15 protein-coding genes are annotated in these 14,836 nt (G+C 42.5%); 6 read left to right on the forward strand and 9 right to left on the reverse strand.

The genetic code is table 11. The features are described 5' to 3' along the window. Nucleotides 1-244: 244 nt before the first annotated feature. The 3 genes from H538_RS24450 to H538_RS0118690 form a co-directional block, all read right to left on the reverse strand. Nucleotides 245-1,588 carry an amino acid permease gene (locus H538_RS24450; protein ID WP_154658033.1) on the reverse strand — a complete coding sequence of 448 codons (1,344 nt, stop codon included), beginning with the start codon at nt 1,586-1,588 and terminating at the stop codon, nt 245-247. A gap of 112 nt (nt 1,589-1,700) precedes the next feature. Next, on the reverse strand, nt 1,701-2,576 hold the full coding sequence (locus H538_RS0118685) for a dimethylarginine dimethylaminohydrolase family protein (protein ID WP_026678863.1): 876 nt from the start codon (nt 2,574-2,576) through the stop codon (nt 1,701-1,703). A gap of 23 nt (nt 2,577-2,599) precedes the next feature. Then, entirely contained in the window at nt 2,600-3,361 is a 762-nt protein-coding gene (locus H538_RS0118690) for a dimethylarginine dimethylaminohydrolase family protein (protein WP_026678864.1), read from the reverse strand. Between the two features lie 221 nt (nt 3,362-3,582). Here H538_RS0118690 and H538_RS0118695 point away from each other — a divergent pair, with 221 nt between their 5' ends. The 3 genes from H538_RS0118695 to pdxK all read left to right on the forward strand — a co-directional run bounded on the left by H538_RS0118695 (nt 3,583) and on the right by pdxK (nt 6,963). Further along, entirely contained in the window at nt 3,583-4,323 is a 741-nt protein-coding gene (locus H538_RS0118695; RefSeq protein WP_026678865.1) for an IclR family transcriptional regulator, read from the forward strand. A gap of 62 nt (nt 4,324-4,385) precedes the next feature. Next, nucleotides 4,386-6,032 carry a M20/M25/M40 family metallo-hydrolase gene (locus H538_RS0118700; protein ID WP_035351566.1) on the forward strand — a complete coding sequence of 549 codons (1,647 nt, stop codon included), beginning with the start codon at nt 4,386-4,388 and terminating at the stop codon, nt 6,030-6,032. Between the two features lie 106 nt (nt 6,033-6,138). Then, nucleotides 6,139-6,963 carry a pyridoxine/pyridoxal/pyridoxamine kinase gene (gene pdxK / locus H538_RS0118705; RefSeq protein WP_026678867.1) on the forward strand — a complete coding sequence of 275 codons (825 nt, stop codon included), beginning with the start codon at nt 6,139-6,141 and terminating at the stop codon, nt 6,961-6,963. Nucleotides 6,964-7,030: 67 nt separating this feature from the next. Here pdxK and H538_RS0118710 read toward each other — a convergent pair whose 3' ends face one another. Next, nucleotides 7,031-8,134: a PRK06851 family protein gene (locus tag H538_RS0118710; RefSeq protein WP_026678868.1), complete on the reverse strand. Its 1,104-nt coding sequence runs from the start codon at nt 8,132-8,134 to the stop codon at nt 7,031-7,033. A gap of 149 nt (nt 8,135-8,283) precedes the next feature. Here H538_RS0118710 and H538_RS0118715 point away from each other — a divergent pair, with 149 nt between their 5' ends. Then, a complete protein-coding gene (locus H538_RS0118715) occupies nt 8,284-8,571 on the forward strand; it encodes a hypothetical protein (protein WP_026678869.1) in 288 nt (95 codons plus the stop codon). Between the two features lie 22 nt (nt 8,572-8,593). Continuing rightward, nucleotides 8,594-9,400, forward strand: coding sequence for an alpha/beta hydrolase family protein (locus tag H538_RS0118720; protein ID WP_026678870.1), 807 nt, complete (start codon nt 8,594-8,596; stop codon nt 9,398-9,400). A gap of 16 nt (nt 9,401-9,416) precedes the next feature. Here H538_RS0118720 and H538_RS0118725 read toward each other — a convergent pair whose 3' ends face one another. The 5 genes from H538_RS0118725 to H538_RS0118745 form a co-directional block, all read right to left on the reverse strand. After that, nucleotides 9,417-10,379: an L-threonine 3-dehydrogenase gene (locus tag H538_RS0118725; RefSeq protein WP_026678871.1), complete on the reverse strand. Its 963-nt coding sequence runs from the start codon at nt 10,377-10,379 to the stop codon at nt 9,417-9,419. Between the two features lie 20 nt (nt 10,380-10,399). Further along, a complete protein-coding gene (locus H538_RS0118730; RefSeq protein WP_026678872.1) occupies nt 10,400-11,590 on the reverse strand; it encodes a glycine C-acetyltransferase in 1,191 nt (396 codons plus the stop codon). 297 nt (nt 11,591-11,887) lie between these two features. After that, on the reverse strand, nt 11,888-12,202 hold the full coding sequence (locus H538_RS24455) for an HI0074 family nucleotidyltransferase substrate-binding subunit (protein WP_211235579.1): 315 nt from the start codon (nt 12,200-12,202) through the stop codon (nt 11,888-11,890). 74 nt (nt 12,203-12,276) lie between these two features. Next, nucleotides 12,277-12,582, reverse strand: a complete 306-nt coding sequence (locus H538_RS0118740) for a nucleotidyltransferase family protein (protein ID WP_051291567.1) — start codon at nt 12,580-12,582, stop codon at nt 12,277-12,279. A 112-nt stretch (nt 12,583-12,694) separates the two neighbouring features. Continuing rightward, on the reverse strand, nt 12,695-13,597 hold the full coding sequence (locus H538_RS0118745) for a LysR family transcriptional regulator (RefSeq protein ID WP_026678874.1): 903 nt from the start codon (nt 13,595-13,597) through the stop codon (nt 12,695-12,697). Nucleotides 13,598-13,723: 126 nt separating this feature from the next. Here H538_RS0118745 and H538_RS0118750 point away from each other — a divergent pair, with 126 nt between their 5' ends. Further along, nucleotides 13,724-14,770 (forward strand): YeiH family protein, encoded by a 1,047-nt coding sequence (locus H538_RS0118750; protein ID WP_035351609.1) that lies wholly within the window; start codon nt 13,724-13,726, stop codon nt 14,768-14,770. Nucleotides 14,771-14,836: the final 66 nt, after the last annotated feature.

Genomic DNA, 14,836 nt, shown 5'->3' on the forward strand with positions numbered 1-14,836 from the left:
AAAATGAATTAGGGAAAATATGCTTTGAACTCCCAAATGTACCCAGATTATTTTAACATGACAAAAATCCCCTTACAATTCTAGTAAAAATATTTAGTAATCCAACAGTAAAAAACAACCTTTTCACTCACTGAAAAGGTTGTTTTGCTTAGAAGTCTATTGTTCTCCTGCCTTTACATCAAGGTTGCTATTTACATCCGGAAGGGTCGAGGTTTTTTTATTTACCCTACCATACCGGATATAGTTAAAGATAACACAAAAGCATAAAGCCAAGTCCGTAAAGTACGGCTGAGCGCTGCGTCGGGTCAAAAAGCGGGTAGATCAAAACGACGGCGCACATGATCAAGCAAAGGATCGGGACAAATGGATACAATGGCGCCCGATATTGCAGGTTTTCCAGTTTCCCGCCTTCTTTTATATACTGCCTGCGGAAATTGAACTGCGACAGGGCGATTCCCATCCAGGTGATTGTAATCGCAATCCCTGAGACGGACATTAAAAAGACAAAGACCGTATCTGCCGCAATGACACTTGTCAGTAGCGAAAGAAGCGAAAACCCAAGGGAAACGAACAATGCATTCAGTGGAATCCCGCGTTTCGTCAGTTTACCAAAAGCGGGGTGTGCCATTTGATTATTCGACAGTGCCCAGAGCAGCCGGGTCGATGCATAAAGACAGGAGTTCCCTACAGAAAGTACAGCTGTTAAAATAACAACATTCATTATATCTGCCGCATATGGAATGCCTACCGAGTCAAAAACCGTCACAAACGGGCTTTTCAGTAAGCCAAGGTCTTTTGCCGGAAATAAGGCCGAAAGAATCACAACCGATGCGACATAAAAAATGAGGATGCGAAAGACGACATTGCGAATCGCTTTCGGAATATTTTTCACCGGATCATCGCTTTCGCCTGCGGCAATGCCGATAATCTCCGATCCTTGATAGGAAAATACGACGCTCATCATCGTTACAAATACGATCGAAAACCCTTTAGGAAACAATCCTCCGCCGCTCGTAAAATTAGAGAAAAACGGAGCAGGTTTCCCATCCATGTGAATCAAGCCAAAAACGGCGGCCCCACCAATAATGATGAATAAAATAACAGCAAGAACTTTAAGCCCTGAAAACCAATATTCCGCTTCGGCAAACGCTTTCGTCGTCAAGGCATTGATCGAAAATAGCAACACGATAAAAAATAGGCACCATATCCATACAGGCGTATGGGGAAACCACCGTTTCATCAGCACACCAGCCGCCGTAAACTCTGCACCGGCTGTGACGGCGGAACACATCCAATACATCCAGCCGAGCATGAATCCAGTGCCAGGTCCGATGAATCTCGTCGCATATTCCTGAAAAGAGCCGGTGACTGGCATGAAGACCGATAACTCACCAAGACAAACCATGACTAAGTATAAAAGAAGTCCGCCGGCTAAAAACGCGACAATCGCTCCGCCCGGTCCAGCTTGATTAATGGTAAGCCCGGCATTCAGAAATAAGCCTGTTCCGATGACCCCACCGAGGGACAACATGAATAAATGCCTGCTTTTCATTGACCGTTTTAGTTGGGTATTCTTCTCCTGTTCCATTACAAAACCCTCTCTTTAAAAGGATAGAAAAAATAGATGGAATCTTCAGATAAAATAATTTATACGGATCCACCTTCAGGAAAATAGATTCGGCCTAAAGGTGAACCGTCTGTTATAAGCGGTATAGCGGGCTTGTCAAACAAGTGGGGCCGCCTGTCCCTTTCAAAGAAATTTCTTCTCCTTCATATTCGAATACTTCTGCTCCCTCGGCTTCAAGCATGCTTTTCGTTTCACGATTGCCCGTTAACATTAAGCACTTTCTTGGCGCAAGGGCAAGCACATTGGACCCTAACGTATCGTATTCGTTCTTCGGCACTTCAATCAGCTTGATTCCTCTTTCCATTAATAGCTCTCTGAATGAAACGGGCATCAATTCAGAATAGACGACAGCTAAATCACGATCAACCAGGCTAATGATCGACATTAAATGCAAACATTCGTCAGGTCCGTTTCCGTGCGGAAGCTGAACGACAATAAACTCATCAACTAATTCTTTTGTTATCTCCCGTAATTGACGGATTCCTTCATCATTTGTACGATACCCGCGCCCGACAGCGAGTGTTCGTTCATCAAGCCAGACGACATCTCCGCCTTCCACTCTTCCTTCACCGGTTATCGCTCCAAGAATAGGGATCCCGATTTTCGAAAAATAGGCCTCCGTCGCCCCTGGTTCTCCCTGGCGCAACCATTTCCCGGGCTTTAAGAGAATCGCTCCCTGTTTCGTGAGTTTAACGGAATCATGGGCGTAAATGGAATCGAGCCCGGCTTCATCTGATCGCGGAAGGTAATGGACATTTGGAACATGTTCTTTTAAAAGGCGTTCAAACTTCTCATATTCTTCTAACGCTTTATCATAATCGGGACAACTTACATAGCGATACTCTTCCCAATGTTTACGAAGATGGTCCTGATTGATGAAGGCATTTTTCGGATGTTTTATTAAAACACTTTCTAATTTCCCGACCATCGATTGGCATCCGTACTTCATCATGTCACCCCTATTTCAGCGTATTAAAATCGTAAGGAAAGACAGCTCAATCCTCCGTCCTGTTTTTGGAATTCGGACATTTCTAATTCGATGACATCATAGCCGGCATCCACTATTTTTTTCTTCGTATTTTCATAGCCTTTAGGAATAATGACATAATCGTTGACACGAATGCAGTTTGCTGCGTATTCCTCTTCTTTTTCTACGACAATGCGGTTAAACGATTGGAAAAGCTCGCTATCCACAAACTCACCGGCCAGTACAAGGTCATTGTTGCCTAAATAAGCGATACCTGTTTTCAAATGGAAAAATTCCTTTAGCGGCACGATCGTTGCACCATATCCGTATTTTTCTAAAATCTGTTTTAGCTGGTTGGCCCCTTCCTCATTTGTTCGATCCGACAGGCCGATGTAAAAATGGTTTTCCACTTGAAGGACATCTCCTCCATCTAAGGTACCCGGGGAATGGATGGATTCGATCGTTTGATAAAAGTCTTTAATCACTTCCTTCATGTCAATGATTTCACCGTTGCGGCTTTCGGCTCCTGGATTCGTAATGACAGCAAACTTCTCGGTCAAAACGGCCGTATCCTCTACAAATGTAGAATCAGGATAGTTCTCATCTGCTTCAAGTTCGGTGACCTCAACCCCGCATTTTTTTAGCGCCTCAACATAAGCTTTATGCTGTGTAAGAAGTTTTTCATAATCCGGTTTTCCTAAATTCGACGTCGTTAGTCCATTCACATAACTTTTTCCCGGTTGTCGCACGATAACATGTTTAAACATATAAAAATTCCTCCCCTGTATCTTTCCATATAATGAAAACGCTTTCGGAATAATGAAAAATTTATTTTTAATTTAAAACATCCCAAACCGGATTGTCAAGAATTTGTTCGAAAATTTATTTTTTTCGGAAAAATCATTAGCCTTATTGCCATCATTCTCATATTCATGGTATAAAATGAGTAATACTAGACAAAACGACAGAAAACTGTAAGGGGTTTCAAATGGTTCAATCTATTGATCGTGCAATGCAAATTATCCACATTCTTACTTCCGACGATCATAAACCCAATTGGTCAATATCGGAAATCGCAGAACAAGCCGAGCTTCCATTAAGCACCGTCCATCGCTTGCTTCGTTCATTAACAAACTATGGCCTCGTTGCCCAGGTCCCCGAAACGAAGCAATATAAAATTGGGCTAACATGGATGGAGATCGGTTTGAAGCTGCTTGAAAATATGGACTTCAGGTCCGTCGCCAGGCCCGTTATGGAGAAGCTGGCACAGGAAGTGCAAGAAAGCATCTATTTAAACATGTTGAGCGGGATAAATTCCATTATCATTGAAAGGGTTGACAGTCCGCTAAAGGTGCGGATGACCGATAACCTTGGAGAACGGATCCCAATGAATATCGGGGCGGCAAATAAAACGATGCTTGCCTTTATGAACCCGATAGACGCTAAACGAATCATGGACAAGCTCCTCATTTCCGAGAAAAAAAAGAAAGAATTAACGGAGCAGCTATCGGAGGTTCAAAAGAAAGGTTATGCGGTTAGCTATGGTGAAAAAACAGAAGGAACCGCATCGATCGCCGCGCCTATTATCGGTTTCGACCAAAAAGTGATGGGAGCTATAAGCATCGGCGTTCTTAGCTACAGCATTACGGATGAGCGCTTATCGTTCTTGATCGATAAAGTCATCGAAGCAGCGGAAGAAATATCACTACAAGTCGGCAAAACGCCGTAAAATTTTTTATCTATTATTCGGAAACTGATTCCATAATACAGAAAAACAGGAGAGTGAACACAATGGAAAAAAAGTGGGCGAAAAAAGAACAATTAATTGACTTATTGTGTGACCTTGTCAGCATTCCTAGCATAACCGGCTCTCAAGCGGAAATCGACCTGCCCGGGTTTGTCGTGAATGAGCTTCATGCGCTTCCTTATTTTCAAAAGCATGAAGAGCATCTCCAGAAAGTGCCAACCGGTGACGGCCGTTATTTCGTTGCGGCATTAGTCAAAAAACGGCCCGATGTCAAAGATACGATTATTCTTATCAGCCATTTTGACGTAGTTGATGTTGAAGATTACGGTGCGTGGAAAGAACTCGCTTTTAAGCCAAAGGAATTAACCGACCTGTTTTATAAAAACAAAGAAGAGTTGCCTCCAGATGTCCAGCGAGAAATAAAAGAAGGCAACTGGTTATTCGGCCGTGGCACGATGGATATGAAATGCGGGCTCGCCATGCATATGGCAATGATCGAACAGGCGTGTAGCGGCAAATTTGATGGAAACCTTCTGCTTTTAACCGTACCGGATGAAGAAGTCAATTCCATCGGCATGAGAGCCGCCGTGCCTTTTCTAAACGATTTTGCGAAAAAGAACGATCTTACGTATATAACGGTATTAAACTCCGAGCCGATGTTCACCCGGTATCCCGGTGATCAAAACCATTATATTTATACCGGGACCATCGGGAAAGTGCTTCCCGGCTTCCTTTGCTATGGAAAAGAAACGCATGTCGGCGAACCGTTTTCCGGATTAAACGGCAATCTCATGGCGTCTTTACTAACGGCCGAATTGGAACTCAATACCGATTTTTGCGAAAAGGTAGAAGGCGATGTTACCCCTCCGCCAACGAATCTCATCCAGCGCGATTTAAAGGAAGATTACTCGGTCCAAATTCCCCATCGTGCGGTGACATTGTTCAACTTGTTTTTATTCGAGAAAACGATGGAGGAAATTGTCGAACCTCTCAGGCAAACGGCTCTTTCTGTTGCGGAAAAAATCAAGTCATCTTATGCGGCTCATGCTGAGAGTTTCGCTAAGCTGGATGCATTTACACCACCGGAGTTAAACGTTAATGTGCTAACCTATGAAGAATTGTTAAATTACGCTGTTAAAAACTATGGAAAAGAGGAAGTGGAGCGGATTCATGCGATCTCAGGTTATGAAAGCGGCAAAGATGACCGGGATGCGACGATTAAGCGGGTTGATCAGCTTGCGATATTGTGCAAGGAACTTTCGCCGATGATCGTTCTCTTCTTTGCTCCACCGTATTATCCTGCCGTTTGTTCAAGGAACCATCCGCTCATTCAACAGGTATCCTCTGAAATGATGGATGATGCGATAGCGAAGCACGGCGTTACACTCAAACAACAAAACTACTTTGGCGGCATTTCCGATCTCAGTTATGTTGGCCTGGCGCATCCGGCAGAAACATTGCATCCGCTAGTCGCTAACATGCCGCTCTGGAATAACGGCTATTCATTGCCGCTTGATGATCTCGAACAGTTCAACGTTCCAGTCCTCAATCTCGGTCCTGTTGGCAGAGATGCCCATCAGCGTCATGAACGGTTAAATGTAGACTACGCCTTTGAAACATTGCTCGATTTGTTGCCTGTCTGCATCGAAAAGCTTTTCTCGGCGAATCAAAGATCTTCTTTAGCAGGGTGACTGTCACAGTTCTTGCCAACGATTATTCCTGTGACAATATGATATAATTTTTATAGCAAATGCTCGCAAAACGAGAAATACTAAATTAAAAGGGGGAAAAAGCTTTATGACAATGCCAAAAGCATTAACGATTGCAGGTTCGGATTCAAGCGGAGGCGCCGGTCTGCAAGCCGATTTAAAAACGTTCCAAGAACGCGGTGTGTATGGAATGACAGCGATTACAACACTTGTTGCGATGGACCCAAAAAACAATTGGTTCCATCATGTCTTCCCGATTGCGGCAAGCACGCTGGAAGCGCAGCTCGAAACCATTTTTTCCGTTGGCGTTGACGCCTTAAAAACAGGAATGCTCGGTGCAATCGATATCATTGAAGTTGCCGCTAAACAAATCGAAGAACATGAAGTGAAAAACGTCGTTATCGACCCAGTAATGGTATGTAAAGGGCAAGACGAAGCACTTCATCCGGAAACGAATGATTGCCTTCGTGATGTCCTTGTGCCAAAGGCGCTCGTTGTCACTCCAAATCTATTTGAAGCCGCCCAGCTCAGCAAAAAAGCGCCAATTAAAACCGTAGACGATATGAAAGATGCAGCAGCCAAAATTCATGAGCTCGGGGCGAAATACGTCTTGATTAAAGGCGGCGCGAAGTTAGAACATGCAGGTGCTATCGATTTGCTATACGATGGAAAGACATTCGATATTTTAGAATCTGAACGAATCAATACCACCTATACGCACGGGGCAGGATGTACGTATTCGGCAGCCATTACGGCCGAGCTGGCAAAAGGAAAACCGGTAAAAGAAGCTATACAAACAGCTAAACAATTCATTACGGCAGCGATCCGCCACTCTTTCCGCTTAAATGAATACGTCGGCCCAACCAATCATGCGGCTTTCCGTCAATACGAAAAAGAGGCGCAAAAAATATAATGAAGTAGAGCTGAATGCTCTACTTCATTTATTTATAGGCAAAAAACTCCTACCTTTGTAATGTTTCTTATGTTGAAGCGATTCCTGCCATTCTGTCAATCTCGGCATTGATTTCATCTCTGATTTGATCAATTTTAGAAAAATTAATTGCTTTGATATAGAATGACTCTAATTCATCGTGCAAAGCTTTTGCGTTTTGCAGCCAGCTGGTGGCCTCTTTCATTTTGGCTGAATACCTTCCTGAAATTTCTTTTAACTGATCGGCAAATTTCTCATCTGTTCCTGGAACGATAGCTGCTTCATACAAATCAATCACCTCATCGGTTGATCGATCTGGAAAATATTCATGTGGAGCCGTGCTGTCAAAGATGGCAAAACCGAGCTCCCTTACGATTACCATATCAAGACTATGAGGGTCAAAGCCGCAATGGTAAATCTCCACATCCAATCCTCTCGATTCGGCTTCCTCTGCCAGCTTTTTCAACATCGTTGATTTCCCCGAGCCCGGGCGTCCTTTTAAAAAGTACCTTTTCTTAACATCTTCTGTTAAATTCGGGATGAAATCGACCGCACCTTTTGGCGTTGCCGCTCCTAAAAACCGATGGCGTCTATCCGCCACTTTACTTTTCTTATGTTTGCCAAATAAAGCGTCGGTCAGCTTTTCCGTCAATTGATTCAGCTTTGAAAAATCGATGTTGTTAATATATATTTCTTCCCATTCATCATGAATGCTTAATGCTTCTGCAAACCTGGCATAAGCATTTTCATAAGACTTGCTTATTTCGCCACAGCACTTATGGATCTTATCTTTATGCTTCATTAACTTTTCTGAATCCCACGCTTCGCCTAAATTTACATATTCCTCAACGGCTCCCGGTGCTTTCGGTTCAATGACATGAGGGGCAGTGCCGTCTACAATTCCAACCTTTAATGCCGGGATGATCACGCCATCAATCGACTCGTTATCCGATGAGCAATGGACATATTCAATCGCAAAGCCTTTTCCGCTCCACTCGCCCCCGATATGTTTCATTAACGTCGATTTCCCCGTCCCTGGACCGCCTTTTAGAATAAACAGGCGCTCAAGCCCTTGCAAATTCGAATCAAACAAATTATAAAATCCTCTGGCCGTATTTCCGCCCGCAAAATAATTTTTGATTTTGCCCGCCATCGTCTCACTTCCTTCTACGATTCTTCACAAACCAGCATATGCCCAAATGGGCGTTCACGTGAATGGGCTAAAAAAATTTCAAAATTCTCTTTTCTAATTCCGATTAAAGTGGTAGGATTAGTATAAATTAAAAATGAGGGGTGATTTTAATGGGTTTTATTACATTAAGGGAGCGTTCTTTTCTTTGCAATTACCTTTCATCCTTACAAAACGTAACAACGTTGGAGCATGACAAAAAAGTGATCCTTTCTCTTTTCAAAAAGTTAAGCAATCCGTACCCTTATTTGCCTTATCATTTGAGCCGAGAAGAGACTGACTATTTAATTCAAAAATTGTCCGACCGTCTGGATGATGCGTATGACTCAAGAAACGATTATGAAATCAAGGCGATTGAAAGACTTACAGAAAAATTCCAGGATGGCGTCCATCTCACTTAACAATAAGGAAGGGGAGACCGATTTGGAAAAGAATTTGGCGATTCAAAGTAATGGGCTTACACTTGCTGCAACGTTGCATGATCCCTCGAATCAGCAACATTTTATAAATGGCCGGGGCCCGCTTGTTATTATTTGTCATGGCTTTGTCGGAAATCGAATCGGAGAGCACCGATTATTTGTCCATGCTGCACGTGAGCTATCTTCACTAGGTTTTTTTGTTCTTCGCTTCGATTATGGAGGCTGCGGAGAAAGCAGCGGTGATTATGGAGAAGGCGGACTGGATAGCCTGATCCGGCAAACGGGGGATGTGCTTAATTATGCAGAAACCATTCATTCGGTTGACTGCGATCGAATCACGCTGCTGGGCCATAGCCTGGGCGGAGCTGTCGCGTTGCTCACAGCTGCCCGGGATTCTCGGATTCAACGGCTGATTTTATGGTCAGCGGTCGCCTTTCCTTTTACGGATATTGTCCGAATTGTAGGCAAGAGGGCATATGGGCAATCCCGCTTTCAACCTGTCGATTATTTAGGCTATCCATTTTCTTATGGTTATTTCCATTCTTTATCAGCTTTTCACCCTTTACAAGAAGCGCAACAATTTAAAGGGGATGTACTCATCGCTCACGGAGATGAAGATGATGTCATTCCTGTCGATTATAGCTTTCTTTATAAAGAGCAATTCGAAAAGCGGAAAATGGGCCAATCCGAACATAAAACGATTTACGGCGCCAACCATACTTTTCTATCCCGGGAAAGCAGAGATCAACTTTTTCACATAACAAAAGAGTGGTTGTTGGATGAAAAAAAGAAGACAACTCAAAGTGCGTGAGTTGTCTTCTTTTACATTATTGAATTTCTTTAGAAAGTAGTTTTTGGCTTAACTTTTCAAGCATATCTTTCGTCATTCTCACTAAATCATAATCAGCTTCAAAGCCCCACTCTTCTTTTGCCGCCGTTGCGTCGATAAAATTCGGCCAGCTTTCGGCAATTGCCTGCCTTACAGGATCAACGTCATAATCAATTGTGAAGTCTGGAATATGCTTGCGGATGGCCGCGGCAAGTTCCTCAGGTTCAAAGCTCATGGCTGTGATGTTAAAGGCATTTCGATGCTTCAATCTTGAAGAATCTGCCTCCATTAACGTAATAATGGCCTTTAACGCATCCGGCATATACATCATGTCCATATACGTGTCCGGTGCAATATAAGAGGTGTATTTGCCACTTTTAATCGCTTCATAGTAAATTTCAACCGCATAATCCGTCGTTCCGCCGCCTGGAGGCGCCACATAGGAGATCAAGCCAGGAAAGCGCACCCCGCGTGTGTCCACGCCGAATTTTTCATAATAGTAATCACACAGTAATTCCCCTGCTACTTTGTTAACACCATACATCGTTGTCGGTCGTTGAATGGTGTCTTGCGGTGTATTGTTTTTAGGCGTTGTTGGACCGAATGCCCCGATGGAGCTCGGCGTAAAGAATTGGCATTTCAATTCCCGTGCCACTTCTAACGCATTAATGAGGCCGCCCATATTTAAATTCCAGGCAAGAAGCGGTTTTTTCTCAGCGGTGGCCGAGAGCAATGCCGCTAAATGCATGATCGTGTCCACTTCATATTTTTTCGCTATATCAAAAATGGCTTTCGAATCTGTGACGTCTACCATTTCAAATGGACCTGAATGAACCACATCGCTGTCTGTCTTTCGAATATCTGATGCAATCACATTGTCATACCCGTAAATGTCGCGCAATTTCATCACAAGTTCCGAGCCAATTTGGCCTAACGCTCCGGTGACAAAGATTTTTTTCATAATGGCTCCTCCAAACGTCTCTAAATAATTCCCATTTCTTTTCCGATCTTTTCATAAATCGATAATGCCTGATCTAACATTTCTTTCGTATGCGCCGCAGTCGGCATATTGCGAACCCTTCCCGTACCTTTTGGAACCGTAGGGAATACGATTGCTTTTGCATATACGCCTTCTTCATTCAACCGTTTACTGAACTGTTGGGTTTGAACTTCATCCCCGATAATGCACGGTGTAATTGGTGTTTCACTTTCTCCGATATTAAACCCGAGTTCTTTCAAGCCTTTCTTTAAATATCTTCCGTTTTCCCATAGTCTTTCTTGCAACTCGGTGCTCTCCATTAATATTTCAAGCGATTTGATGCACGCCGCGACATCGCCCGGTGTTAAAGACGTCGAAAACAAGAACGGGCGACTTCTTACTTTTAACCAATCAATTAATTGTTGTTTCCCGGCAACATATCCTCCAACAACACCGATTGCTTTAGATAGTGTTCCGATCTGGAAATCGATTTTATCCGATAGCCCAAAATGTTTAACCGTACCGGCACCGTTTCCTAAAACACCCGATCCGTGTGCATCGTCCACATACGTAATCAAATCAAATTCTTCAGCGATTTTGACGATTTCCGGCAACTTCGCAATATCGCCGTCCATGGAGAATACGCCGTCGGTAATGACCATGATTTTATTGTATAACCCGGATTCAACAGCCTCTTTCGCTTTCTGGCGCAAATCGTCCATATCGGAATGGTTGAAGCGGATGATTTTCGCTTTTGAGAGCCGGCACCCATCAATAATAGAAGCATGGTTAAGCTCATCCGAAAGAATCGCGTCATTTTTATCCATCACAGCTGAAATGGCCGCCATATTACAGTTAAATCCTGATTGATAGGCGATCGCCGCTTCTGTATGCTTAAATTTCGCTAACTTTTCTTCTAGCTCCAAATGGATCTTTAATGTTCCATTGATTGTCCGGACAGCGCCCGCACCTACGCCATATGATTCAATGGCTTGTTTTGTGGCCTCTTTTAATCTTTCATCCGTTGCTAATCCAAGGTAGTTATTTGAGGATAAATTGATCAACTCTTTGCCGCCGATTTTAATCATTGGCCCGTTAGCGCTTTCTAAAGGATCAATTTCGTTATAAAGGCCCTTGCTCTTTAAATCCTCTAAATTCTCATGCAAAAACTTGTCTAATGTGTGGCTTGACACAAAAAATCGCCTCCTATCAGGATTTTTTTGCTTATATACGCAAATTCTTGGCGTCAGATTGAAGAAAACAAATGTACATTTCAGAAATACACAATAATAACGATAAACATTTTTATATCAATGATCTATATATATTAATGTATCACATTCCGACGAAAATGTTTACATGAAGAGGACATTTTTTAAAAATTTTTATGGATTTTAATCTATTTTTTATGTTCCCCATGTATTCTTTCCTCTAATCACCCCCAGACATAAAGAAAACCGCCAGCCGAAATCATCGGTTAGCGGTTTCCTTCATAATGTCGATAGACGTTCATTAACCCTTGTCAACCACGTTCTAAATAGAACTTCATAACTTTTTAAGCGACTATATATTTCTTTTGCCAGAGCCTCGTTGTACGTATGTACTGTCAAATTAAGGTCATCTGCCATTTGAAGAAGAACAATGGCCTCATCATCATTTATTAATTGCACTTCCCGGCATGAACGAATCACTGCTTTTGGAGAGGCAACGTCAATCCCTTCCACATCGAGTAACCATTGTTTCGAAGCTCTCCATATCGCTTCAAAAGTGAATTCAAACCGCTGGATTGCGGCATCCCTTTCAATTGGTGAAGGTGATTAGATTTCCATCACTTCTTCAAAGGCACCAAGTGCTTTTTCAGCCAAATTTAATCGTTGCTTTAGACGTTCCATTTAATCCCCTCTTCCTTTACTTTATTACGAAATTGTTCATCCGAATATGTTAAGTCAACAATTTCAACTCGATAAGGTATCGTAGATTCCTCAAGTTCTAACCGCAACCTTGTGAGCGTCCCATCTGGAAGGCAGGAAGTATAACTAACAGCAATATCTATGTCTGAAGTTGGCCTCTCTTGTTTTCGTGCCCACGAACCAAATAAATAAACGACCGCTTCAGTATTTTGTAAACAGGAAAAAACAATCCTTTTGACTTCTTCCAAAATTTTATCCCGGTTAGCTACAGACACAGTCTTATCTCCTTTGCATCTAAAGTTATATCAAAATCTTTCGCTACAAGGTCCTTTTTTCCTTTATTGATTTTAATGCGTATTTCGACAATTTCCGAGGAAATGAACTTTTTTATTTATCCAGCTTTCGTAAGTTAGAAAACTTCTCTTTCAGCAAACGGATAAACACTTCTGTTGCCTTTGTTTGAAATTGATCCCCTTTTGTTACAATTGAAAATTTCCTTTTTAAAGGCAGTTCTTTTATTTTCAATGTTGTCAGCGAATGCATGGTTAGTTCTTTCCGTATCGCCCATTGTGAAAGCAATGTAATCCCCAGTCCGGCCTCTACCGATTCCTTAATGATTTGCGTACTGCCGAATTCCATTCGTTTTTTTGGCGACAATCCAAATTTCTGAAACATTTCATCTGTAGATTCCCTCGTTCCCGATCCTTCTTCCCGAACAATCCATGTCTCACTTTCTAATTCACTTATTTTAATTTCTCTTTTGCGTGCTAAGTGATGGTTAGGCGAAACGACAACAAACATTAAATCTTCTGAAAAAGGTTCCATGTCCAATTTTTCATGTTTGAACGTCCCTTCAACTATGCCTACATCTAATTGATGGTTAGCGACTAATGTTTCAATTTCCTTTGTATTTCCGATGGATATCGCCGGGTTGATTAACGGATAATGCTCGCGTAAATATGCGATGATATGAGGCAAAACATATTCTCCAAACGTATAGCTTGCCCCTATAGAAAGATTTCCGCTTGCGTGATTGGTTAAATCGTCGACTAAAGATTGCATCCGCGTATAAAGTCCCAATATTTCTTTTGCATGGTGATAAACAATTTCACCCGCTTTGTTCAAACGAACGTATTTATTCGTCCGTTCTAAAAGCTTCGTTCCAATTGTCCGTTCAAGAGTTTGGATATATTGGCTGACAGCCGGTTGTGTCATATGCAATTCCTCAGCCGCGCGCGAAAAGTTCCCCTTCTCTGAAACTGTCACAAAAACGAGCAATTGTTGATCCATAAGCATTTCACCCCTCTTATTATATAAGTTTACTTATTGTAATCATCATAATGATTTATTTTTCTTATAGCAACAGATTGCTTATGCTTGAATTACAGAAAATGATTTGGGGTGATTCATTTGGCAATGTCAAACGCAAGAGTATCTCCTTCTCAAAAGGAACCTGCGAAACCCGACAACAAGCCATCAACTTTCGGAGTATGGATCGGCGGTGTTGCCTTTACATTTTTAATTGCATTACTAGGTTTTCTGCTTGCAAAAGTACCCGGATTTGATCATGTTGGCCAATTAGCGTGCGCCATTATCATTGCCGTCGTGTATCGGCAAATTTTCGGGTATCCAGAAGCGATTCGTTCCGGAATCCAATTTTCTTCCAAAAAATTGTTGCGTTTAGCCATCATTTTATATGGATTAAAGCTGAATATTGATACCGTTTTGCATGACGGATTAGGATTGATCGTTCGTGATGCGGGTGTCATTACTTTTGCTATTCTTGTAACGATAGGTTTAGCTAAACTTTTTAAATCGGATAAACATATATCGTTGCTTCTTGGTGTTGGAACGGGTGTTTGCGGAGCAGCAGCCATTGCCGCGATTGCTCCAATTGTGAAGTCAAAAGATGAGGATACAGCGATCGGGGTAGGAATCATCGCATTAATGGGAACGATTTTCGCCATAGGTTATACAATTGTCAGACCATTTCTGCCTTTGTCCGCTGTTGATTACGGGATCTGGTCGGGGATTAGCCTGCACGAAATCGCCCATGTCGCATTGGCTGCGGCACCCGCAGGCCAGGACGGTTTGGCCATCGCATTGCTTGCTAAATTAGGCCGGGTTTTTCTGCTCGTTCCATTATGCTTTATTTTCATGTACTTGATGAAACGTCAATCAGGATCCCATCAATCGGATGCAACAATTGAATTTCCATGGTTTTTAATCGGGTTTATCATCATGAGCATTTTAGGAAGCTATGTACTGGGATATTCCATTCCGGTTTCATTAGGCGTCCTTAATTTCATTGCAGATGGGACAACATGGTGTTTAACTGCGGCGATGGTCGGACTTGGGCTGAATGTTAGCCTTCGCGATCTCCGCACAAAAGCCTTGAAGCCGCTCTGCGCAATGACGATAACTTCGATTTGCCTGTCTGTTTTGGCTTATTTTATCGCTTAATCAGTAAAAGAACAGCGGCTCAAGTCCCTCCATCTTACATTTATCGATTAATTCAGGCACGGTTTC

Source organism: Fictibacillus gelatini DSM 15865, from assembly GCF_000430745.1.
GTDB classification, from domain to species: domain Bacteria; phylum Bacillota; class Bacilli; order Bacillales; family Fictibacillaceae; genus Fictibacillus_A; species Fictibacillus_A gelatini.